Annotated in this window: 20 protein-coding genes; 5 read left to right on the top strand and 15 right to left on the bottom strand. The window is 30.2% G+C overall.

The features are described 5' to 3' along the window. The first annotated feature begins 93 nt into the window (after positions 1 to 93). Positions 94 to 771, top strand: coding sequence for a porin family protein (locus B5464_RS04955; RefSeq protein WP_079737447.1), 678 nt, complete (start codon positions 94 to 96; stop codon positions 769 to 771). On the opposite strand, the gene B5464_RS04950 is transcribed toward B5464_RS04955, so the two are convergent. From B5464_RS04950 to rplM, 11 genes are all read right to left on the bottom strand, one after another. Continuing rightward, on the bottom strand, positions 766 to 1,368 hold the full coding sequence (locus tag B5464_RS04950) for a hypothetical protein (protein ID WP_231963652.1): 603 nt from the start codon (positions 1,366 to 1,368) through the stop codon (positions 766 to 768). The two genes, B5464_RS04955 and B5464_RS04950, sit on opposite strands and share 6 nt — an antisense overlap. Then, positions 1,368 to 2,825 (bottom strand): RNA polymerase factor sigma-54, encoded by a 1,458-nt coding sequence (rpoN, locus tag B5464_RS04945; RefSeq protein WP_077810296.1) that lies wholly within the window; start codon positions 2,823 to 2,825, stop codon positions 1,368 to 1,370. Before rpoN ends, B5464_RS04950 begins: the two co-directional genes overlap by 1 nt. Then, complete coding sequence (locus B5464_RS04940) at positions 2,825 to 4,360, bottom strand: WG repeat-containing protein (RefSeq protein ID WP_079737445.1); 1,536 nt, start codon at positions 4,358 to 4,360, stop codon at positions 2,825 to 2,827. Before B5464_RS04940 ends, rpoN begins: the two co-directional genes overlap by 1 nt. 9 nt (positions 4,361 to 4,369) lie before the next feature. Then, positions 4,370 to 5,803 carry an asparagine--tRNA ligase gene (gene asnS / locus B5464_RS04935; protein ID WP_079737444.1) on the bottom strand — a complete coding sequence of 478 codons (1,434 nt, stop codon included), beginning with the start codon at positions 5,801 to 5,803 and terminating at the stop codon, positions 4,370 to 4,372. Positions 5,804 to 5,997: 194 nt separating this feature from the next. Next, positions 5,998 to 8,373 carry an RND family transporter gene (locus B5464_RS04930; RefSeq protein ID WP_079737443.1) on the bottom strand — a complete coding sequence of 792 codons (2,376 nt, stop codon included), beginning with the start codon at positions 8,371 to 8,373 and terminating at the stop codon, positions 5,998 to 6,000. Between the two features lie 94 nt (positions 8,374 to 8,467). After that, a complete protein-coding gene (gene frr, locus B5464_RS04925; RefSeq protein ID WP_077810291.1) occupies positions 8,468 to 9,022 on the bottom strand; it encodes a ribosome recycling factor in 555 nt (184 codons plus the stop codon). A 23-nt stretch (positions 9,023 to 9,045) separates the two neighbouring features. After that, complete coding sequence (gene pyrH / locus B5464_RS04920; RefSeq protein ID WP_077810290.1) at positions 9,046 to 9,756, bottom strand: UMP kinase; 711 nt, start codon at positions 9,754 to 9,756, stop codon at positions 9,046 to 9,048. A 125-nt stretch (positions 9,757 to 9,881) separates the two neighbouring features. Beyond that, positions 9,882 to 10,847, bottom strand: a complete 966-nt coding sequence (gene tsf / locus B5464_RS04915) for a translation elongation factor Ts (protein WP_077810289.1) — start codon at positions 10,845 to 10,847, stop codon at positions 9,882 to 9,884. A 49-nt stretch (positions 10,848 to 10,896) separates the two neighbouring features. Next, positions 10,897 to 11,661: a 30S ribosomal protein S2 gene (gene rpsB / locus B5464_RS04910; RefSeq protein ID WP_077810288.1), complete on the bottom strand. Its 765-nt coding sequence runs from the start codon at positions 11,659 to 11,661 to the stop codon at positions 10,897 to 10,899. A gap of 151 nt (positions 11,662 to 11,812) precedes the next feature. Then, complete coding sequence (gene rpsI, locus B5464_RS04905; protein WP_077810287.1) at positions 11,813 to 12,199, bottom strand: 30S ribosomal protein S9; 387 nt, start codon at positions 12,197 to 12,199, stop codon at positions 11,813 to 11,815. Continuing rightward, the gene (gene rplM, locus B5464_RS04900) at positions 12,199 to 12,654 is read right to left on the bottom strand and encodes a 50S ribosomal protein L13 (protein WP_077811389.1); all 456 of its coding nucleotides are present in this window, start codon (positions 12,652 to 12,654) and stop codon (positions 12,199 to 12,201) included. The genes rpsI and rplM overlap by 1 nt, the downstream gene beginning before the upstream one ends. Before the next feature lie 242 nt (positions 12,655 to 12,896). On the opposite strand from rplM, the gene B5464_RS04895 reads away from it, so the two are divergent. After that, on the top strand, positions 12,897 to 15,527 hold the full coding sequence (locus B5464_RS04895) for a DUF5916 domain-containing protein (protein WP_079737442.1): 2,631 nt from the start codon (positions 12,897 to 12,899) through the stop codon (positions 15,525 to 15,527). Between the two features lies 1 nt (position 15,528). On the opposite strand, the gene B5464_RS04890 is transcribed toward B5464_RS04895, so the two are convergent. Next, positions 15,529 to 16,485, bottom strand: coding sequence for an L-threonylcarbamoyladenylate synthase (locus tag B5464_RS04890; protein ID WP_079737441.1), 957 nt, complete (start codon positions 16,483 to 16,485; stop codon positions 15,529 to 15,531). Between the two features lie 118 nt (positions 16,486 to 16,603). On the opposite strand from B5464_RS04890, the gene B5464_RS04885 reads away from it, so the two are divergent. Continuing rightward, positions 16,604 to 17,143 (top strand): hypothetical protein, encoded by a 540-nt coding sequence (locus B5464_RS04885; RefSeq protein WP_079737440.1) that lies wholly within the window; start codon positions 16,604 to 16,606, stop codon positions 17,141 to 17,143. Between the two features lie 89 nt (positions 17,144 to 17,232). On the opposite strand, the gene B5464_RS04880 is transcribed toward B5464_RS04885, so the two are convergent. Next, positions 17,233 to 17,610: a hypothetical protein gene (locus tag B5464_RS04880; protein ID WP_079737439.1), complete on the bottom strand. Its 378-nt coding sequence runs from the start codon at positions 17,608 to 17,610 to the stop codon at positions 17,233 to 17,235. Positions 17,611 to 17,612: 2 nt separating this feature from the next. Then, the gene (gene polA, locus B5464_RS04875) at positions 17,613 to 20,459 is read right to left on the bottom strand and encodes a DNA polymerase I (protein ID WP_079737438.1); all 2,847 of its coding nucleotides are present in this window, start codon (positions 20,457 to 20,459) and stop codon (positions 17,613 to 17,615) included. 154 nt (positions 20,460 to 20,613) lie between these two features. Between polA and B5464_RS04870 the strand changes: the two genes are divergently transcribed. Then, on the top strand, positions 20,614 to 21,834 hold the full coding sequence (locus tag B5464_RS04870) for a metallophosphoesterase (RefSeq protein ID WP_079737437.1): 1,221 nt from the start codon (positions 20,614 to 20,616) through the stop codon (positions 21,832 to 21,834). A gap of 87 nt (positions 21,835 to 21,921) precedes the next feature. Further along, positions 21,922 to 22,215, top strand: a complete 294-nt coding sequence (locus tag B5464_RS04865) for a co-chaperone YbbN (RefSeq protein WP_077810280.1) — start codon at positions 21,922 to 21,924, stop codon at positions 22,213 to 22,215. 108 nt (positions 22,216 to 22,323) lie between these two features. Here the strand turns inward: B5464_RS04865 and B5464_RS04860 are convergent, their stop codons facing one another. Beyond that, the gene (locus tag B5464_RS04860) at positions 22,324 to 22,968 is read right to left on the bottom strand and encodes a polysaccharide deacetylase family protein (protein WP_231963651.1); all 645 of its coding nucleotides are present in this window, start codon (positions 22,966 to 22,968) and stop codon (positions 22,324 to 22,326) included.

Raw genomic sequence — 22,968 nt, 5'->3', positions numbered from 1 at the left:
TAAAAAAGGGTAATTCTTAGAATTACCCTTTTTTTGTTTTATATTTAATTAAATGTTTCAAAATAATATTAATTTGCACACGTTAATTATTTTATGAAATTTCGTTTTTTACACATTATAATATTTCTAATTTCTTTGTCTATTTATAGTCAAAAGGATTCTTTAAATATTGGTGATTATTATGCTGATGACCAATTGTACTTATCTGTTCATTACAGCCAATTAAGTGAGCAACCATCTGCTGTATCTAAAAGTAATTTTTCTTATTCTTTATCTACTGGTTTTATTAAAGATATTATATTAAATAAAGAAGGTACTTTTTCTTTTGCGGCTGGTATTGGTTATGGATATGACTATTTTAGTCATGAATTAAAAGTAGATGAATTTAATATTGAAACTAGCTTTTCTACTGCATCAGACATAACTAATAATAAATTTAAAGTACATAATTTAGAGTTTCCATTAGAGGTAAGATGGAGAACGTCTACAGCTAAAAAATATAGTTTTTGGCGTATTTATACTGGCGTAAAATTTTTATACAATCTATCTAATAAGTTTGATTATACCGCTTCTAATGCAAGTGAAATATCATACAAGAATGTAAGTAGTTTTAATAATCTACAATATGGCTTGACTTTTTCAGCAGGTTATGATGAATTCAATATAAACGTATTTTATGGCTTAACTCCGATTTTTAAAAATGCATCAATTAGTGGAGAAGCTATAAACACCAAAGTACTTAAATTTGGTTTGATTTTTTACTTATTATAATATATTATAAGTTATAAAAGTAGATATAAAGCCCATAAAGAACCCAATATAAACTTCTGAGGGTTTGTGTGCTTTTAAATATAATCTTGCATTAGCAACAATGCCAGCAATTATTATGTTAAGAATTATTACCAATGGAAAATTACTTGAATTATTAATATCTATAATTAAAAAAAATGCAGTAGATATTCCTAAAGAAAGTAAATGGATACTTGTTTTAATTTTAAATATAAAAAAGACATACAACAGCATTAATGCACCACTTGTTGCATAAAATAATAAACTAATATCTCTCATCGCTCCAATATTTGCAATGGTATTTCCAAGTAAATAGAATAATACAATCATCATTGCTACTGGTAATTTTCTCTCTTTAATAGTGTGCGCATTGAAGGATTCTATCAGTTTTAATTTTTTAAATAAGATTAAAATTAATAGAGGCACTAAATAAGTCATTACAAAAATTAAACTTAGAAGTGTTAGCTTTAAATTACTTGGGTAACTACTTGGTATAAGTATAAAATATAATAGAACACCAGTGGTTGGTACCACGATAGGATGAAATATTACAGATATTATTTTGTAAAATTTTTCCACTAAATTTCTTTTCTCAATCGTGCTACAGGTAAATCTAATTGTTCTCTGTATTTTGCAACTGTTCTTCTTGCAATTGGATATCCTTTTTCTTTAAGAATTCCGGCAAGTTTTTCATCAGTCAGTGGTTTCTTTTTGTTTTCTTCAGCAATAACAGTTTCAAGAATTTTTTTAATTTCTTTTGTAGAAACGTCTTCACCTTGATCGTTTTTCATTGATTCAGAAAAGAATTCTTTGATTAATTTTGTTCCGTAAGGTGTAGAAACATATTTACTATTTGCTACTCTAGAAACCGTAGAAACATCCATATCAATCTTATCAGCAATATCTTTTAAAATCATTGGTTTTAATTTACGCTCATCTCCTGTTAAGAAATATTCGTATTGATAATGCATAATTGTATTCATGGTTACCAACAACGTTTGTTGTCTTTGTCTAATAGCGTCTATAAACCATTTTGCAGCATCTAATTTTTGTTTAATAAAGTAGACAGCATCTTTTTGTGATTTAGATTTTACGGTAGATTCTTGATAACCTTTTAACATGTTGTTATACTCTCTAGAAACATGCAGTTCTGGTGCGTTTCTTGAGTTTAAAGTCAAATCCAACTCTCCGTCTATTAGCTTAATAGAAAAATCTGGTACTATTTGTTCTGCTATTTTATTATTACCAGCATAAGAACTACCAGGTTTAGGGTTTAATTTAGAAATCTCTTTATTAACTTCTTTTAATTCTTCTTCTGAAATATTAAATTTTTCTTGAAGTTTCTTGTAATGTTTTTTTACAAAATGATCAAAAGCATTTTCTAGTATTTCAATAGATAGACTTCTGTATTTTGTTTTATCTTTTGCTTTAAGTTGTATAATAAGACATTCTTTTAGGTCTCTTGCACCAACACCTAATGGATCTAATTTATGAACTACTTTTTTTAAAACTTTAATTACTTTTTCTTCTGTAGTAAAAACGTTTGCGGTAAAAGCTAAATCATCTACAAGATCTATGATTTCTCTTCTGATATAACCGCTATCATCTATACTGCCAACTAAAAACTCTGCTATAGCGCGTTCTTCATCATCAAGACTAAAAGTATTCAGTTGATTTTTTAAAGATTGATGAAAGCTTGTACCAGCAGCATAAGGTACATTCTTATCTTCATCATCTGCAGAATAATTATTAGCTTGTGTTTTATAGTTTGGTATTTCGTCGTCGCTTAAATATTCGTCTATATTAATATCTTCTGCTTCAATTTTTTCTGTACCAGCATCATCATATTCATTAGATAAATCATCATCTAAACTATCTGAATTCTCTTTACCTGTATCTAATGCAGGATTCTCTTCAATTTCTTGTTTTAAGCGTTCTTCAAATGCTTGCGTAGGCAATTGAATTAACTTCATCAACTGAATTTGCTGAGGAGATAATTTTTGTAATAATTTATAATTTAGACTTTGTTTTAGCATTATTCTTCTTTTAATTTACCTGAAGAGTAGAAATAATTTTTGTTATTATGTTTTATTTTGTTGGTAGCAGAATTTATAGTAATTCTATCTTTAGAATCTTTTATTAGAGTTTTACCAGTTTTATGATCTAGTAAACTATAACTAGAATTTTTAACTAAGATAATCAATTTTACATTTCTATAATAGGTAACGATATCGTATTTAACATCAGCAATTAAATTTCCATCATAAATTAACCCTGCTTTTCCTTTTTTAGTGATTTTGTAAAGTTTTGTAGTAAGGTTTTTACTGTTATTAAAATCTTTTACAGTTATTTTACCATTACTACTGAAGGCTGTATACTTTTTATTCTGCTCGTTATAACCAGAGATAAAATTGTTGTAAACACGAACTCTATCATATTTTGTTGGTACAATTAATTTACCTGTATTAATATTGATTAGACCATATTTATTGTCTTGTTTTGTCTTTAAATAAGTAGCATTACTTAAATAATAATCATTAAAATTGTATTTACTAACATCTGTATTTGTCTTAAACTTTATATTTCTGATGATTTTCTTATCCGAAGATGTTAAAAGATATTGTATTTTAGATAATTGATGAATTTCTTTGTAAACAGGTTTAATAAGATATTTATCAAAATAAGAATCATAAACACCCCATAAATTATTTTCTTTAACTGTAAATAAGTGGTAATTACTTTTGGTACTTACTTCATCAAATTTTATGGGTATAATAGCTTGTTCATCAAGGTTTATAACTCCTTTTTTGTTGTTTTTAACTACTAAATATTCGTAATTTCTGTAACTACCAAACTTCTTTACTTCTTCATAATTATTTCTAAATAAATTTTTACCATCATTTTTTAGAATTGAAGGAACTCCGTTTTTTGTAACACTAAAATGTTTATTGCTAGAGCTGTAGTCTATTTTGTCGTATACAATTGGTAATAATATCTCTCCATTATCTTTATAAATTCCGTAGGCATCGTTTCTTTTAACCTTAATATTATCATCATAAACAGTTATCCTTTCAAAGTTTCCGTATAAAACAGGTTTACCATTGTAGTCTACAATTTCATAGTTACTATAGCTTCTACCTAGTATAAAAAACTGTTTGTCTTTCTGAGAAGTTATGCTAGAAAATTCAAAAGGAATAATAATTTCTCCTTTTCTATCGATAACTCCATTTTTAGAATAATCTAAACTAGCAACTATTCTGTTTTTAGAAGAACTATATTTATTAATGCTTTTAAACATTGGTCTTACTAAAAGATTACCTTCATAATCTTGTAAACCATACAATTTGGTGCTATTGTTTTTTATAATATAGATTTCATTATCTATGTTACCTGTTAAAAAATGCTCTCCTTTTTTGTAAATATTTTTTACATTTCGTCTACTTCTACTATAATTATTATCAGCTTCTGTAGACTCTATTACTGTTTCTTCAACTTCTACGACTTCTTGCGAAAAAGAGATGTTAGAAAAAAGTATACAAGTAATAAAGCTTAAAATAGATAAGTTCTTCATATTTAATCTTTAAAATTCAGCGTTTTGTGGTGTTCTAGGAAACGGAATAACGTCTCTAATATTTCCCATTCCGGTTGTAAATTGAACCAGTCTCTCGAAACCTAATCCAAAACCAGAGTGAACAGCTGTACCAAACTTTCTTAAATCTAAATACCACCAAAGTTCTTTTTCATCAATGTTCATGGCTTTCATTTTTTCTACTAAAACATCATAACGTTCTTCACGCTGTGCACCACCAACCATTTCACCAATTCCAGGGAAAAGTACATCCATAGCTCTAACTGTTTTTCCGTCTTCATTTAAACGCATATAAAATGCTTTAATATTTGCAGGATAATCAAACAAAATCACAGGACATTTAAAGTGTTTTTCAACTAGATAACGTTCGTGTTCAGATTGTAAATCTGCGCCCCATTCATTAATTGGAAACTGAAATTTTTTCTTTTTATTAGGCTTAGAGTTTCTTAAAATATCAATTGCCTCTGTGTAAGATACACGTTTAAAATTGTTATCGGCAACAAATTTTAATTTTTCTAACAAACTCATATCGCTTCTTTGCAATTGAGGTTTTGTTTTTTCTTCTTGTGTAAAACGTTGATCTAAAAAGGCTAAATCTTCTTTACAGTGCTCTAAAACATACGATAAAACAGATTTAATAAAATCTTCTGCAAGATCCATATTGCCATCTAAATCCATAAAAGCAACTTCTGGTTCTATCATCCAAAATTCTGCCAAATGTCTTGTTGTGTTAGAGTTTTCTGCTCTAAAAGTTGGGCCAAACGTATATACCTTTCCTAAGGCCATTGCGTAGGATTCTGCTTCTAATTGACCAGAAACTGTTAGGTTGGTTTCTTTACCAAAAAAGTCTTTAGAATAATCGATCTTACCATCTTCTGTAACGGGTGCTTTGTTATCTTCAAAAGAAGTAACTCTAAACATTTCACCAGCACCTTCTGCATCAGAACCTGTAACAATTGGTGTGTTTACGTAATTAAAACCGTTGTCTTGAAAATATTTATGAACAGCAAAAGACAGTTTAGATCGAACTCTCATTACTGCACTAAACGTATTTGTTCTAACACGTAAATGTGCATTTTCTCTTAAAAATTCGAAACTATGTTTTTTAGGCTGAATAGGATATTCATCTGGATTTGAGTCTCCAAGTATTTTAATTTCAGAAACCTGAATCTCTACTGATTGCCCTTTACCTTGGCTTTCTGCAATTACTCCTTTTATAGATACTGCTGCACCAGTTGTAATTCTTTTTAGTGTTTCTTCGGATGTGTTTTCAAAATCTATTACACACTGAATATTATTAATTGTTGAACCGTCATTTAAAGCAATAAAACGATTACTTCTAAAAGTTCTTACCCAACCTTTTATTGTTACCTCTTGTAAAACTTTACCAGATTCTAATAATTCTGCTACGTTATTATTCGTCATCATCTTAATATATATTGTATTCGAAAATTGTCTTTTACTAATAAAGCAAATATACTTTTTTTTGAAGGATTAAGTACAATTATTAGTGTTGAGTTAATCTGATGATTGATTAAAAACTAAAGTTTTTTTCGACGAAAAACAAAAAACCAGACATTTAGAAATGTCTGGTTTTTATTATTTGATAAATAAATTTTTTATTCTTCGACCTTATCTTCCTTCGGAGGGAAAATTCTCATTTTAGGTTCTTTAAATACCTTCTTGTTTGCAATTTTCTTTTCAAAAGTAAGTAACAAAGATGGTAGTAAAAGTAGGTTAGAAACCATGGCTAAAAGTAAGGTTACAGAAACCAAACCACCCAAAGCAATTGTACCACCAAAACTAGAAAGTGTAAATACTAAAAAGCCAAAAAATAAAACTATAGAAGTGTAAAACATACTTACACCAGTTTCTTTTAATGCTGAATATACGGAAGGTTTAATTTTCCATCTATTAGCGATTAATTCTTGTCTATATTTTGCTAAAAAATGAATGGTGTCATCAACAGAAATACCAAAAGCAATACTAAATACTAAAATTGTAGATGGTTTTATAGGGATGTCTAAGAAACCCATTAAACCTGCAGTAATTAATAAAGGAAGCATGTTTGGTATCAAAGAAATTAAGATCATTTGTGGTGATCTAAACATCCAAGCCATAAATATTGCAATTAATAAAATAGCTAATGACAAAGAGATTACTAAATTGTTAATTAAGTAATTAGTCCCTTTTATAAAAACCAAAGCCTTACCAGTTAAAGAAACTGTATACTTATCTTCTGGAAATTCTTTTGCGATTACTGCTTTTAGTCGTTCTTGAATGATATCCATTTTATCGGTACCAATATCTTTCATAAAAGTTGTAATTCTCGCATATCTACCTGTAGAATCTACAAAGGTTTTAAGCATGCCAGCATCACTGTTAGAGTTTTTTGTGTAAGAAAAAATATAACTTTGTTCTTGATTTGTTGGTAACTGATAATATCTTGGATTTCCCTTATAATAAGCCTGTTTAGAATATTTAACTAGGTTTACGACAGAAATTGGTTTCGATAATTCTGGAAAAGTTTCAATAGTTTCATTTAATTCTTCCATCTTTTTTAAAGTTGAAAGTTTCATGACCCCTTTATCTTTTTTTGTATCAATCAAAATCTCTAAAGGCATGATGCCACCAAACTCTTTTTCAAAAAAACGAATGTCTTTATAGAAATCCATTTTCTTAGGCATGTCTTCTATTAAGCTACCAGAAACTCGAATTTTATAAACTCCAATTATACCTAAAACGATAACGATAACGGTTGCAAAATAAATTGTAATTCTTTGATTTTTCACCATTTTCTCCATCCAATTCACAACATTCTCAATCCATTTTCTTTCTAAATGGTTCAAGTGTTTTTTCTTAGGAAGTGGCATAAAACTATAGATAATAGGTATTATCAACAGAGCCAAAATAAAGATACTAATTATGTTTACAGAGGCTAGAATACCAAACTCTCTAAGTAAGTTACTTTTTACAAAGACAAATGTTGCAAAACCAGAAGCAGTGGTAATGTTTGTCATTAAAGTAGCGTTACCAATTTTAGAAATTACACGCTGTAAAGCTTTTGCTTGCTGGCCGTGTTTTTTTATTTCTTGTTGATATTTGTTGATAAGAAAAACCGCATTTGGTACACCAATAACGATAATTAATGGCGGAATTAAAGCTGATAAAACAGTAATTTCATATCGAAACAATCCTATAAAACCAAAAGCCCAAATAACACCAATTAGAACTACAAGAAGTGTTATAAATGTTGCTCTAAAAGATCTAAAGAAAAAGAAAAATATTAATGCAGTAATACCTAATGCACCTACTACAAAAAGTAAAATTTCATCTTGAATATTTTGGGCATTTAAGGTTCTAATATATGGCATCCCAGAAACCCTAACATCTAGATTGTTTTCTTTTTCAAATTTTTCTATGGCAGGAATTAAAACATCAAAAATAAAATCTCTTCTTTGAGGTGTGTTTATAATTTCCTTTTTAATATAAATTGCGGTTTGTAAAGTACCTGTTTCTTTGTTGTAAAGTAGGTTGTCGTAAAAAGGAAGCTTTTCAAAAAGTTGTGTTTTTATTGCGTTAACCTCTTCTTTAGTAGTTGGATTTTTTTCGTATAGCGGTTCTAAGATAAACTTTCTCTTTTTTCTATCTGCTTTTAATTTTTGTACATCGGCAATAGATACTGTAAAATCTATTTCTTCTCTAGCATCAAATTGCTCTACTAATTTATTCCAAGCATTAAATTTTTCTGGTGTAAAAACGGTTGAATCTTTAACGCCTAAGATTACTAAATTACCTTCTTCACCAAAAATTTCTAAGAATTTATTGTACTCTAGATTTGCAGCATGATCTTCTGGTAAAAGATTTGCTTCTGTATATGAGAATTTCATATACTTCATTTGAGATGCTAAAAAAGCTGTTATTAGTGCAATTATTAATAAAACCAAGTATCGGTTTCTTAATATTAAACCAGCTGCTTTTGTCCAGAAATTCATTTAAAAAATTTTCTGCAAAGGTAACTAATTTGAAGTTGGGTTTTAACCAAAAAAAAGGTGTTTTTATTAAAAACACCTTTTGAATTAACAGTTCTTAAACTGTCATAATTTCTTTTTCTTTGATTGCTAATTTTTCTTCTGTTATTTTAACATAAGAATCTGTTAGCTTTTGTATATCTGCTTCAGATGCCTTTTTTAAATCATCTGAAATATCTGTTTTTTTGATATCGTTGTTTGCATCTTTTCTTGCATTTCTAATACCAATCTTAGCATTTTCTGCTTCTGCTTTTGCTTGTTTTGCTAAGTTTATTCTTCTTTCTTCTGTTAATGGTGGTACGTTAATCATTATTATGTCACCATTATTCATCGGGTTAAAACCTAAATTAGCAATCATAATTGCTTTTTCTATAGGTTGTAACATGTTTTTTTCCCAAGGTTGTATTGCAATAGTTCTAGGGTCTGGTGTACTTACGTTTGCAACTTGCCCTAACGGAGTTTGAGAACCATAATAATCTACCATTACATTACCTAACATTGCAGGTGTAGCTTTACCTGCTCTAATAGTTCTTAATTCTTTTTCTAAATGAGCAATTGCATTATTCATTGCTTCTTTAGTTGTGTCTAATATAAATTCAATTTCTTCGTTCATCTTTCTAAATTTAAAGATTTTTCTTATTGATTATCAACAATAGTACCAATTTTTTCACCTGAAACTAGTTTTAATAAGTTTCCGTTGGTATTCATGTCAAATACAATTATTGGTAATTTATTTTCTTCACTTAACGTAAATGCTGTCATATCCATAACTTTTAAACCTTTCTCAATAACTTCTTTAAAAGTTATGGTGTCAAATTTAATAGCGTCTTTATTCTTTTCTGGATCTTCATTATAAACACCGTCTACACGAGTTCCTTTTAAAATTGCATCTGCATCAATTTCGATTGCTCTTAAAACAGCTGCTGTATCTGTAGTAAAATATGGGTTACCTGTTCCTGCTCCAAAAATTACAACTCTACCTTTTTCTAAATGTCTAATTGCTCTTCTTTTAATATAAGGTTCTGCAATTTCTTTAATTTCTAGAGCTGTTTGTAGTCTTGTATAAACGCCTTCGTCTTCTAAAGCACTTTGTAAAGCTAAACCATTAATACAAGTTGCTAACATACCCATATGGTCTCCTTGAACACGATCCATGCCATTTGCAGCACCAGCAACACCTCTAAAAATATTACCACCTCCAATAACAATTGCTACTTCGATACCTTTTGCTATAACTTCTTTAATTTCTTTAGCATATTCAGAAAGACGTTTTGGATCGATACCATATTGTCTTTCTCCCATTAATGCTTCGCCACTTAATTTTAAGAGTATTCTTTTATATTGCATAGTTTATTTTAAGAGTTGCGCAAAATTACGTTTTTTTTTTGATTTTCTTTTTTTGAAAATAAAAAAACCTCGTTATCAAATATTTGATAACGAGGTTAGAAAAAATATGTTTTTTAGAATAGTAATTATCCTAAAGTAACTCTTTTAAAAGTAGATACTTCTACATCACCAAACGTTTTAACGTATTGTGCAACAGTCTTCTTTTCATCTTTAATAAAAGATTGGTCTAAAAGACATTGTTCTGTATCTAAAGTAGTGTTGTCAGAAATAAATCTTTCCATTTTACCTGGTAAAATTCTATCCCAGATTTGTTCTGGTTTTCCTTCTGCTTTTAATTCTGCTTTTGCATCTTCTTCAGCTTTAGCTAAAACTTCATCAGATAATTGAGACATAGAAATAAATTGAGGAACATTTTTTAAAGTTTTTCCTAATCTACCTAACTCGATATTATCTTTTTCGATTACAGCAATTCTAGCTTCAGTTTCTGCAGCTACATAAGCAGGGTCTAAATCTTTGTAAGATAAAGTTGTTGCTCCCATAGATGCAATTTGCATTGCAAGATCTTTAGATAAAGTTTCTGCGTTATCTACAACAGCAGATAAACCAACTAAAGCAGCAATTTTACCAATGTGAGTATAAGCACCAACATAAGCTGCTTCTACTTTTTCGAAAGCAGTTATTTCTAACTTCTCTCCAATAACACCAGTTTGCTCAACTAATTTATCAGCAACAGTCATTCCACCAAAATCAGCAGCTAAGAAAGATTCTTTGTCTGCGTAATTTAAAGCGATGTCTGCAAATTGACCACCTAAAGCTACAAAAGATTCGTTTTTACCAACAAAATCAGTTTCACAAGCTAATACGATTGCTACACCTTCTGTTTTAGAGTCATTAATTCTAGTTACTGCAACTCCTTCTGTAGATTCTCTATCAGCTCTTTTTGCAGCAATTTTTTGACCTTTTTTACGTAAAATGTTTATTGCTTCGTCAAAGTTTCCTTCTGCTTCTACTAATGCCTTTTTACAGTCCATCATACCAGCTCCAGTTGCTTCTCTTAATTTTTTAACGTCAGCAGCACTTACTTTTACCATGTCACTTTTTTTTTATTTAGAAACTTAAGGTTTCTAATTAGTTATTAAATTATTTTTTTTCTTCTGTAGCAGCTTCTGCTTTTTTAGGAGCTTCTGCTTTTGCTTCTTTTACTTTTTCTTTATCTGCTTTTCTATCAGATAAACCTTCTGCAACTGCATCAGTAACAAAAGATAATACTTTGTCTATAGACTTAGAAGCATCATCGTTTGCAGGAATTACGTAGTCTACTTGTCTTGGATCAGAGTTTGTATCTACCATTGCAAAAATTGGAATGTTTAATTTTTGAGCTTCTGCTACAGCAATGTGCTCTTTTTTGATGTCTACTACAAATAATGCACCAGGTAAACGAGTCATATCAGAGATAGAACCTAAATTCTTTTCTAATTTTTCTCTTTGACGATTAATTTGTAATTTTTCTCTTTTAGATAATGCATCAAAAGAACCATCTGTCTTCATTCTATCAATCTGAGCCATTTTCTTAACTGCTTTTCTAATAGTAACAAAGTTAGTTAACATTCCCCCAGGCCATCTTTCTGTAATATATGGCATGCTTACAGATTTTGCTTTTTCAGCAACAATATCTTTAGCTTGCTTTTTTGTAGCAACAAATAAAATTTTACGTCCAGAGTTAGCGATCTTTTTTAAAGCTTCTGAAGTTTCTTCTATTTTAGCTGCTGTTTTATACAAATCGATGATGTGAACACCATTTCTTTCTGTATAAATATAAGGAGCCATGTTTGGGTTCCATTTTCTAGTAAGGTGTCCGAAGTGTACACCACTATCTAATAATTCTTGAATGTTTACGTTTGCCATTTTATAAATGTGTTTACTTTCTGTTTTGAAATCAATATATAAGTAGTCTTACGAGTCTTATATATTTAGATACTAAACTGTTTAATATTAATTGTTTGTAATAATAACAGTTCTCGATAAAATATAGTGCAAAATAAATTTTGCAAATATATTAACGTTTCGAGAATTGGAATTTTTTACGTGCTTTCTTCTGACCAAATTTCTTACGTTCAACCATTCTTGGGTCACGCGTTAATAATCCTTCTGGTTTTAAGACAGCTCTATGGTCTGCATCAATAGAAACTAAAGCTCTAGTGATTGCTAAACGAATAGCTTCTGCTTGTCCTGTAATACCACCACCATATACGTTAACCTTAATATCGTAAGATTCTAAGTTTTCTGTTAACATTAAAGGTTGTTGTACTTTGTACTGTAAAGTACCAGTAGTAAAATAACTTTTATAGTCTTTCTTGTTTACAGTAATGTTACCTTTACCTTCTGTAAGATAAATACGAGCAACAGCTGTTTTTCTTCTACCTATTTTGTGAACTGTATCCATTATTTAAGATCGTTTAGGTTAATAGCTTTAGGTTCTTGACCTGCTTGTTTGTGCTCTGTACCTGCATATACATACAAGTTTCTGTATAAAGCGCTTCCCAAAGTATTTTTTGGTAACATCCCTTTAACTGCTTTTTCGATTAATCTTGTAGGATCTTTCTCAAACATTTCTGTTGCAGTTAACGATCTTTGTCCTCCTGGGTAACCTGTGTGACGAATGTAAGATTTGTCTCTCCACTTGTTTCCAGTAAGGTTAATTTTTTCTGCGTTGATAATAACCACGTTGTCTCCACAATCTACGTGAGGAGTAAAGTTTGGCTTGTATTTACCTCTAATTAGCTTAGCTACTTTAGAAGCTAGACGACCCAACGTTTGCCCGTCCGCATCAACTAAAACCCACTCCTTGTTTACGGTAGCGCTGTTTGCTGATACTGTTTTGTAACTTAATGTGTTCATAATTACACTATTAGTTTTTGTCAATTATTAATAATATTCATTTTCCTTAAAAAAGGAGTGCAAATGTAATGCTATTTATTTAATTGACAAATAGAGTTTTAGATTATTTTTTTTGAGACTAATTTACTGTTTTAAAGTTTTTAAAATTAACAGAACCTTAAGAAAACTTTACCATATTAGTAAGGTACTTTTGCAAAATCAAAAAAACAGTCTTTTTTGATAAAAAATCAACCCAAAATTACATGAAGTTTTTAATTACATTATTAACTGTTTTTTCTGCATTTTGCCTTTATGCACAAGAAGCTTCTCAAACTAAATTACCTAAGAGAATTTATACTACAAAAAAACTAAAAAAAGTACCTATTATTGATGGTGATGTTTCTGATGATGCATGGAATGTAGTAGAATGGTCTTCTGATTTTGTAGAAAAATCTCCAGATGAAGGTACACCGCCTGCGCACCAAACAATGTTTAAAGTTATGTACGATGCAAAGTATTTGTACATCGCATTAAGAGCTTTAGATGCAAATCCAGAATTAATTCAACAAAGATTAAGTAGAAGAGATGGTTTTGCAGGAGACAGAATAAATGTAATTATAGATAGTTATCACGATAAAAGAACCGCTTTTGTTTTTACTACAACTGCTGCAGGAGTAAAAGGTGAAGAGATTGCTACAGGTAACGGTGATGATTTTGATGAAAGTTGGAATCCTATTTGGTATACAGATGCACAAGTAGATGATAAAGGATGGACCGCAGAAATGAAGATTCCATTTAGTCAATTACGTTTTGGTAATGCTAAAGAACAAATTTGGGGTTTTAATGTTAATAGAACCATTTTTAGGTTACAAGAAAGATCTTTATGGCAAAGAATACCTAACGATCAAGCTGGTTTTATTAGTGAGGCCGGAGAGTTACATGGTTTAATCGATTTGGTGTCTCAAAAACAACTAGAGGTGCAGCCGTTTACTGTTTTGCAATACGATAATTATCCTGCAGAACCAAATAACCCTTACAGAGATGGAAGTGATTTTAAATTAAATGCAGGTTTAGATGCTAAAATCGGAATTACAAACGATTTAACTTTAGATCTTACTATTAATCCTGATTTTGGACAAGTAGAAGCAGATCCCGGAGCTATTGCATTAGACGGATTTCAAATATTTTTTAGAGAACAAAGACCCTTTTTTGTAGAGAATAAAAATATTTTTGATTTTAGGTTCGCAAATGGTAGAGACAATCTTTTTTACAGCAGAAGAATTGGTAGAAATCCACACAGAGGTGCTAGTTTACAGGCGGGAGAATTTGCAGATGTTCCGCAAAATTCAACAATTTTAGGAGCAGCTAAGTTTTCTGGTAAAACACAAAATGGATGGTCTATTGGTGTTTTAGAGAGTGTTACTGCTAATGAATTTGCAGAAATAAGACAAGTAGATGGTAGTACTAGAGAAGAAATAGTAGAGCCTTTAACAAATTACTTCGTTACAAGAGTTCAGAAAGATTTTAATGAAAGAAATTCTTACATCGGTGGTATTGCAACGGCTACAAATAGAAATTTAGATGGTAATTTTAATGAGTTGCATAAATCTGCCTATACGGCAGGTGTAGATTTTAGACACACTTGGCAAGATCGAGAGTTCTATGTAGAAGGAAATAGTATTTTAAGTCGTGTTAACGGTAGTAAAGAAGCAATTTCTAATACACAACAATCGATTGCTAGATTATTTCAAAGAGTAGATGCAGATTATGTTAATTTAGATGAAAATAGAACTTCTTTAACAGGTACAGGTGGTAGAGTAGAGGCAGGTAAGCAAGGTGGTGGTAATTGGCGTTATAATGCTGGTTTTGTATGGCGTTCTCCGGAATTAGAATTAAATGATGTTGGCTTTTTAAGACAAACCGATGAGATGATTCAATTTACAGAAGCAAGATATTTGTGGCAAGTTCCGACAGATATTTATAGAAATATGAATTTACGTTTAGAGCAATCTACAAGTTACGATTTTGGAGGTAATTTAAATCGATTTAGATATGAGTTACAAGGAGACATCAGTTGGATAAACAATTGGTCTACAAGCGGTGGATTTGGTTCTAGTAGTAACATCCATAGAAATGCTTTTTTAAGAGGTGGTCCGCGTTGGCGTGCTGCAGATGATATTTTTTATTATGCTTCAATAAATTCTGATAGAAGTAAGAAATTTAGTTTTAGAGTTAGTTACCTTAAAGTTAAAAGTGAAGAAGATGTTTTTAATAGAAATAGGTATACATTTAGAATTAATTATCAACCTTTTGATTCTTTTAGCATGTCTTTAGATAATTCTTTAAGTAAAACACAAGATAGAACACAATATGTTACTACTGCCGATTTTGGTAATTTAAAACGATACATTTTAGGTATCATTAAAAATGATACTTGGTCTTCTACTTTGCGATTAAATTATAGTTTAAATCCTAATTTTTCTGTTCAATTTTATGGGCAACCTTATATTTCTAGAGGTAGATATTCTAACTTTAATTATGTAAATAATTCTGTAGCAAATTCTATTAACGATCGTGTTAATTTTTATACTGAGAATCAAATATCTAAAACCACAACAAATTCTGGTAGCAGCATTTATACTATTGATGAAAACTTAGATAATGACACGTATTCGTTTTCGAATCCAGATTTTTCGTTTGTACAATTACAAACAAACTTAGTGGTAAGATGGGAGTATATACCTGGTTCGGAACTATTTTTAGTTTGGGCTAGAGGTTCTACTGGTTCTCAAAATATAAACGACTCTTTAACTGATAGTGTAAGCAATCAAATTTTTGATGTTCCTGCAAATGATACTTTTCTATTAAAAGCAACGTATAGGTTCGTAAGATAAATTATTCAAATGTAGCGCGTTGTAATCTATCATTTATAGATTTTCCTAAGCCATTATTAGGAAAACGCTCTGCAATTATAATATCTAAATTTTGGCTATCTAAAGTGTGCATGGCGTTGTATAGGTTAGTAGCAGCTTCTTGCATAGAGTTGTTTTTAGAAAGAATAATTTCTGTTACCTCATTATTATTTACAGAGGAATTAAATACTAAAACTCCGATTTTTTTATCGTTATGTTTTTGTATTTCAGAAGCAACATCATCAACTAAATATGTTGTAGTTTTTGGTGCGTAATGTCTTGCCAACATTCCAGGAGCATCAGGTTTAACTTCTTTCTTATTTAAAATTGTAATTTTACCAACAACAGCTTCTATTTCTTCTAAAGCCAAAGCGCCTAATCGATAAATAATTGGCTCGTTGTTGTTAAAACCAATAATAGTAGATTCTATTCCGTTAGCACAAGATCCGCCATCTAAAACCTGAGAAATTTCATTGTTAAAATAACTTTCTACATGTTCTGGTTTAGTAGGGCTAATACTACCAAAAGGATTTGCACTTGGCGCTGCCAAAGGAAAATCGATACTATTTAAAAGTTCTAATGTTACCGGATGATTTGGTATACGAACAGCAACAGTGTCTTTACCGGCTGTAATTAAATCAGGAATATTTTTATTCTTTTTTAAAACTAAAGTCATAGAACCTGGCCAAAAAGCATCTGCTAATAATTTTGCTTTCTCTGGAATATCAACAACAATATCTTTTAGCGCTTCCTTAGAAGGGATGTGTACAATCAACGGATTAAAAAAAGGTCTTTTTTTAGTAGAAAAGATACTTTTAATAGCTTTCTCACTAAAAATATTTCCTGCCAATCCATAAACTGTTTCTGTTGGTATTGCTACTAACTTCTCATCAGTTAATAATTGCGCTGCTTTTTGTATGTCTTTAGATATTATGCTCATAATTGGTTGCAAAATTACATATAAAATTCATTTATTGAAATAAGGGAAATTAACTTTTAATTGATTGGTGTAAAACGGAATAGTTATTGATGACTTAAATCTCAAAAAAAATAGCCAAATGAAAAGAACACTACTTACAGTTTTAGCACTTACAGTATTTCAAATAACCTTCTCTCAAGAAAAATTAGGACGACCTTTTTTTACTTCAGATTTAAACTTTACACTAGGCATAAATGAAGACTATGAAATAGGGAATGATGATGATAACGGACCACTTATTGTGCCTTCTGCTTTCTTTTTTAGAGTTGGTTTTGGTTACGAGTTTAAAAAAAGACTAGCTGTCGCTTTAAATGGTGGTTACGATTTTCATTTTAATTATGCTGTAGATGCTTTTCCAGCGTATGGTAGTTTACGGTATAATATTACAGAAAAAGAAAATAACAATCATTTTGTAGAAGTTAGATATGGTAAAATGTGGACACCTTCCTCTAAGTATTCAGATGGTAATTATTATGGTTTAGGTGTCGGAGTTCAAGTTGCCGGAGAAAAAAGATGGAACACTGTTTTTAGAATAGATTTTCATAGAAAAGGTATTTACGGGTTTAAAAATAACCGATTGGATAGTGTTTCTTTTGGTTTCGGATTTTCGTTTTTTTAGAAAACATATCAAGCTAAATATGAGTCTTCTAAATGTTAGTTATTTCGTTTTTTATTAGTTGTTACTTTTGTTAAAAACCTATCAAATTTTTAAGTAGCAGAAGGACAAAAAAGCAAATCTGTTGGTGTGTCTACATCATATAAATATTGATGAGCTCTTGTATCTTTTTTGCAAAAAGGTTCTATTAAAGATATCATTTTAATAAAACTTTCTAAAGTTAAAATACAGAAAAAAGTTTCATTGTCTTTCGTTAAAATTCCTTCATCAGATTTAAACAAACCAAAAATTAAATTGCAATTTCTTGGTTCAATAAAATCTATTTCAGCTAAATTTAATTTCTGTTTTTTATTGATGACAATTTCCTCCAATAAATTCTTAAATTTAAGAGCTTCTGTTTTGTCAAAATTATATAATCGCACTAAATTTTCATCAAGTCCGTTGTAGTTTTCTATGTAGTCTAATTTCATTTTTAATGTGCTTCTAACCAATTTTCACCTAAATCTATTTCTACATCTAACGGTACGCTCATTTTAAATGCGTTTTCCATTTCATGCTTAATAATTGGTCTAATAATTTCTAACTCTTCTTTGTGTGCATCAAAAACCAATTCATCATGCACTTGTAAAAGCATTTTAGATTTAAAACCTTCTGCTTCGAATCGGTTATGAATATTTATCATTGCAAGTTTAATAATATCGGCTGCAGAACCTTGTATTGGTGCGTTTACTGCGTTTCTTTCTGCGCCGCTTCTTACCATTGCATTTCTAGAATTGATGTCTTTTAAATATCTACGTCTATTTAAAACGGTTTCTACATATCCTTTTTCTCTTGCAAATTCTACTTGAGAAGTCATGTAAGCTTTTAATTTAGGATACGTTTCGTAATACGTATCTATTAATTCTTTGGCTTCACTTCTAGATAAATTAGTTTGGTTACTTAAGCCAAAAGCAGAAACACCGTAAACAATACCAAAGTTTACGGTTTTTGCATTGCTACGTTGCTCTCTTGTAACATCTTCTAAAGCAACATTAAAAACCTTTGCAGCAGTAGAAGCATGAATATCTTCGCCGTTTTTAAAAGCATTTATCATGTTTTCTTCTTCACTTAATGCAGCAATAATTCTTAGTTCTATTTGCGAATAATCTGCCGCTAGTAAAACATAATTATCATCTTTAGGAACAAAAGCTTTTCTAACCTCTCTACCGCGTTCCGTTCTAATTGGTATGTTTTGTAAATTAGGATTGTTAGAACTTAAACGACCTGTTGCAGCAACCGCTTGCATATATTCTGTATGAATTCTACCAGTTTTCGAATTAATTTCGTTTGGTAAAGCATCTACATATGTACTTTGTAGTTTTTTGTATTGTCTATATTCTTGTATGTCTCTAATTATTTTATGGTCTTTAGCTAAAAAGGATAAAATATCTTCGCCGGTTTTATATTGACCTGTTTTGGTCTTTTTAGGTTTTTTAACCAATTCCATTTTCTCGAAAAGCACAATTCCTAATTGTTTAGGTGATGCGATATTAAACTCTTCGCCAGCTTGTTCGTAAATTTCTTTTTCTAAACGATTAATATCATCAGACAAAGCAATCGAAAGTTCTTTTAGAAAATCTGTATTTACATTAATACCTTCAATTTCCATTGCTGTTAAAACCGATACCAATGGTAATTCTATATCATTAAAAAGCTTAGTAACATTACCACTTTCTAATTCTGATGTAAATAATTGCTTTAATTGAAAAGTAATATCTGCATCTTCTACGGCATATTCTGTTTGGTCTTTAATCGGTACAACGCGCATAGAAAGTTGGTTTTTACCTTTTTTACCAATTAATTCTGTAATAGAAACTGGTTGATAATTTAAATAGGTTTCTGCCAACATATCCATATTATGACGCATATCTGGATTGATTAAATAATGCGCAATCATAGTATCAAACAATTTACCTTTTACAGGCATGTTGTAATTTGATAAAACTTTAATGTCGTATTTTAAATTATGACCAATTTTTTCAATTTCTGATTCAAAAAATGGTCTAAATTCTTCTAATATTAATCTTGTTTCTTCTTGATCTTCCGGAAAAGAAACATAATAACCTTTTCCTTTTTCAAAAGAAAATGCAATTCCTATCAACTCTACTTCTAAAGCTTTTAAACCAGTTGTTTCTGTATCGAAACAAACAGATTTTTGAGCCATTAATTTTCGAAGTAATAATTTTCTAGATAAAACAGAATCTATATGCTGATAAAAATGATCGGTGTTATTAATTGTTTTAAATCCAGATGCAATGTCGGCATCAGAAACACTACCAGAACCTGGTGCAGCAAATAAATCGAATTGACCTTCTGGTGCAGTAACGGCTTTTTTTGGTGTAGTATTTACTTTTTCTTCGGATGAGTTTTCTGCAGAATTTACTTTTTCTGCGTTTTCAACAGCAAAAGTTCGTGTAAAGTTTACTAGTAAGTTTCTAAATTCTAATTCATTAAAAAGAGCGGTAACTTTTTCGATATCTGGTTGATCTAATTCAAAATCTTTTGCATGAAAGGTGACAGGAACATCTAGCATAATTGTAGCTAGTTTTTTAGAAAGTAGGCCTAACTCTCCGTTGGCTTCTAGTTTCTCTTTCATTTTTCCTTTTAACTCGTGTGTATTTGCTAAAAGGTTTTCCATAGAACCATAAGCAGCTAAAAACTTTTTGGCAGTTTTTTCTCCCACACCTGGTAATCCCGGAATGTTATCTGCAGAATCTCCCATCATCCCTAAGAAATCAATTACTTGCTCTGGTGTTTCTACGCCAAATTTTTCTTGTACTTCTGGTATTCCCCAAATATCATAACCACCACCAAAACGAGGTTTGTACATAAAAATGTTTTCAGAAACCAATTGAGCAAAATCTTTATCTGGTGTTACCATAAAAGTTTTATAACCTTCTTTTTCTGCTTGTTTAGAAAGTGTACCAATTACATCATCTGCCTCAAAACCTTCTTTAACCATAATAGGAATATGCATGGCTTTTAAAATTTCTTGAATATAAGGTACAGCCACTTTAATTGCTTCGGGTGTTTCATCTCTGTTGGCTTTATAGGCTTCGAACATTTCTACTCGATCTACACTACCTCCTTTATCAAAACAAACCGCTAAATGATCTGGTCTTTCTCTTTTAATTACGTCTAAAAGAGAGTTCATAAAACCCATTATTGCAGAGGTGTCTAAACCTTTAGAATTAATTCTCGGATTTTTAATAAAAGCATAATATCCTCTAAAAATCAATGCAAAGGCATCTACTAAAAAAACTCTTTTTTGATCTGACATATCTAAAATTTAATGGTAATTTTTTCTAAAATAGTTGTGGTTTTTTACGACCACAGATGTTGCAGTAAAGCTACAAAACTTTAACATGCTATTAAAATTCAAACGAAATTATAACGCTTATCTTTACCGAATATTTTTTAAATAAAGATTCTTCATGAAAATGATAATTAGACTTGTTATTTTATTTGCCGTTATTATATTATTAGAGTTTTATGCTTTTCAGGCAATTAAAACAATTTCTAAAAATAAAATTATTCGTTTTGCATGGTTGTTTATAAGTGTAGCTGTGTATGCAAACTTTTTATATGTTGCATTAACTTATGATAGAGGTCAAGGGCAAACACCACAATTTCAAATGGCAATGGGTTTATTGCTTACCGTTTTAATTCCTAAAATAATTGTGTTACTGTTTATGTTTGGCGAAGATATTTATAGGTGGTTTTTAAAGTTAATTTCTGCTATTTCATCAGAAAACACAAAGCCTTTAACTGGTAGAAGAAAATTTATATCGCAAATAGCTTTAGGTTTAGCGGCAATACCTTTTGCATCTTTTATTTATGGTATTATACAAGGTAAATACAATTATAAAGTTTTAAAGTATCAATTATCTTTTAAAGATTTACCAGATGCTTTTGATGGTTTTACAATTACGCAAATTTCAGATATTCATTCTGGTAGTTTTACAAATAAAGAAAAAATTAAATACGGCGTAGATTTAATCAATCAGCAAAAATCTGATATTATGTTATTTACAGGAGATATTGTAAATAACAAAGCAGATGAAATGGATGATTGGATTGATGTTTTTGATAAACTAGAAGCCAAAGAAGGTAAATATTCTATTTTAGGAAATCATGATTATGGTGATTATATGGATTGGAAGAATCCGCAAGACAAAATAGATAACTTTCAAAAAGTAAAAGATATTCATAAAAAGATAGGTTTCGATTTGTTGTTAGACGAACATCGATATCTAGAAAAAGACGGACAGAAAATTGCACTTTTAGGTGTAGAAAATTGGGGAAAAGGTTTCAATCAAGCCGGAGATTTAAAAAAGGCTTCTAAAAATATCAAAAAAGAAGATTTTAAAATTTTAATGTCTCACGATCCTAGTCATTGGGAAGAAATCGTTAAAAAAGACAATCTTAATTATCATTTAACATTAAGCGGTCATACACATGGTTTGCAAATGGGAATCGAAATTCCTGGTTGGTTAAAATGGAGTCCTTCTCAATTTGTATACAAACAATGGGCTGGTTTATATGAAGAAGCAGGTAGATTTATAAATGTAAACAGAGGTTTTGGTTATCATGCATTTCCTGGGCGTGTTGGTATTTGGCCAGAAATTACGGTGATTGAGCTTAAAAAAGCTTGATAATCAGCTTATTCAAATAGATTTCTTATATTTGTGAATTAACAATTGACTAATTTATACGTTTTTACCTCTTAAAAAACTTATATCATGACAAAATTTGGAGAATTAATCAGTGTTCATAAACCAGTTCTTATAGATTTCTATGCAGAACTTTCGGATGCAGAAACTACCGTAGAAACCCTAAGAAGTGTAGCAGCAGCATTAGGTGATAGAGCAAAAGTTATTAAAATAGACATTAATAAAAACGAAGTTCTTGCAGATGCTTTGCGTGTAAAAGGAAACCCAACGTTTATGATCTATAAAAATGGCGAAATGAAATGGCGTCAAACAGGTTATCAAGACGCAAACACATTAATTGGCTTGGTGCAGCAGTATTTTTAGAAGCTATTTCCTGCTTTCGCTACTCGCTTTTTCTTCGTTCCTAGAAAAGAGCTCAAACATGCCGCTCAATCAGGGCTAAACTATTTGCTAACTTTTATCTTTTAGCAATTATTCTATGGCCTTAAAAATAAAACCTTGCTTAGAAAGTTTTTCTAAAACCTTTGGCAGTACATAAGTAACTTTTTCGGCAGCTTTTACACTATCATGAAAAACAATAATACTACCGTTGTTTACGTTTTTTAAAACATTTTGTAGGCAATTCTCTTTAGATAACTTAGTGTCAAAATCACCAGACAAAACCGTCCACATAATTATTTTAAAGCCTTTTTCTATTAAAATTCTAGCTTGCGATTTTTTAATTTTTCCGTAAGGCGGTCTAAATAATTTAGAGTCAGAATTTTGGTTAGAATGTTTTAGTATGCTTTTTTCACAAGTTAAAACGTTATCAATATATACAGATGTATCGTTTTTCCAGCCATTAAAATGATTTTGAGTGTGATTACCTATTGTATGTCCATCAGAAATTATATCGTTAAAAATTTCAGGTTCATTCTCAATGTTTTTTCCAATGCAAAAAAAAGTTGCTTTTGCATCGTATTTTTTCAATTCATTTAGAACAAATCGTGTAATTTCTGGAGTTGGGCCATCATCAAAAGTTAAAAAAACTTCTTTTTTTTCTAAAGAAAAACGCCAGATGTATTTAGAGAATAATCTCATTATAAAATCTGGCGTTCCGGGGAAATATGCTTTCAT

The organism is Polaribacter sp. KT 15, assembly GCF_900143115.1.
Lineage (GTDB): Bacteria > Bacteroidota > Bacteroidia > Flavobacteriales > Flavobacteriaceae > Polaribacter > Polaribacter marinaquae.
This window is presented reverse-complemented; position numbering and strand designations above follow the sequence as displayed.

Excerpts from the sequence above, each read along its gene's own strand:
- B5464_RS04955 (WP_079737447.1), top strand. The coding sequence starts at position 94 with ATGAAATTTCGTTTTTTACACATTATAATATTTCTAATTTCTTTGTCT.
- rpoN (WP_077810296.1), bottom strand. The coding sequence starts at position 2,825 with ATGCTAAAACAAAGTCTAAATTATAAATTATTACAAAAATTATCTCCT.
- B5464_RS04940 (WP_079737445.1), bottom strand. The coding sequence starts at position 4,360 with ATGAAGAACTTATCTATTTTAAGCTTTATTACTTGTATACTTTTTTCT.
- asnS (WP_079737444.1), bottom strand. The coding sequence starts at position 5,803 with ATGACGAATAATAACGTAGCAGAATTATTAGAATCTGGTAAAGTTTTA.
- B5464_RS04930 (WP_079737443.1), bottom strand. The coding sequence starts at position 8,373 with ATGAATTTCTGGACAAAAGCAGCTGGTTTAATATTAAGAAACCGATAC.
- frr (WP_077810291.1), bottom strand. The coding sequence starts at position 9,022 with ATGAACGAAGAAATTGAATTTATATTAGACACAACTAAAGAAGCAATG.
- pyrH (WP_077810290.1), bottom strand. The coding sequence starts at position 9,756 with ATGCAATATAAAAGAATACTCTTAAAATTAAGTGGCGAAGCATTAATG.
- tsf (WP_077810289.1), bottom strand. The coding sequence starts at position 10,847 with ATGGTAAAAGTAAGTGCTGCTGACGTTAAAAAATTAAGAGAAGCAACT.
- rpsB (WP_077810288.1), bottom strand. The coding sequence starts at position 11,661 with ATGGCAAACGTAAACATTCAAGAATTATTAGATAGTGGTGTACACTTC.
- rpsI (WP_077810287.1), bottom strand. The coding sequence starts at position 12,199 with ATGGATACAGTTCACAAAATAGGTAGAAGAAAAACAGCTGTTGCTCGT.
- rplM (WP_077811389.1), bottom strand. The coding sequence starts at position 12,654 with ATGAACACATTAAGTTACAAAACAGTATCAGCAAACAGCGCTACCGTA.
- B5464_RS04895 (WP_079737442.1), top strand. The coding sequence starts at position 12,897 with ATGAAGTTTTTAATTACATTATTAACTGTTTTTTCTGCATTTTGCCTT.
- B5464_RS04890 (WP_079737441.1), bottom strand. The coding sequence starts at position 16,485 with ATGAGCATAATATCTAAAGACATACAAAAAGCAGCGCAATTATTAACT.
- B5464_RS04885 (WP_079737440.1), top strand. The coding sequence starts at position 16,604 with ATGAAAAGAACACTACTTACAGTTTTAGCACTTACAGTATTTCAAATA.
- B5464_RS04880 (WP_079737439.1), bottom strand. The coding sequence starts at position 17,610 with ATGAAATTAGACTACATAGAAAACTACAACGGACTTGATGAAAATTTA.
- polA (WP_079737438.1), bottom strand. The coding sequence starts at position 20,459 with ATGTCAGATCAAAAAAGAGTTTTTTTAGTAGATGCCTTTGCATTGATT.
- B5464_RS04870 (WP_079737437.1), top strand. The coding sequence starts at position 20,614 with ATGAAAATGATAATTAGACTTGTTATTTTATTTGCCGTTATTATATTA.
- B5464_RS04865 (WP_077810280.1), top strand. The coding sequence starts at position 21,922 with ATGACAAAATTTGGAGAATTAATCAGTGTTCATAAACCAGTTCTTATA.
- B5464_RS04860 (WP_231963651.1), bottom strand. The coding sequence starts at position 22,968 with ATGAAAGCATATTTCCCCGGAACGCCAGATTTTATAATGAGATTATTC.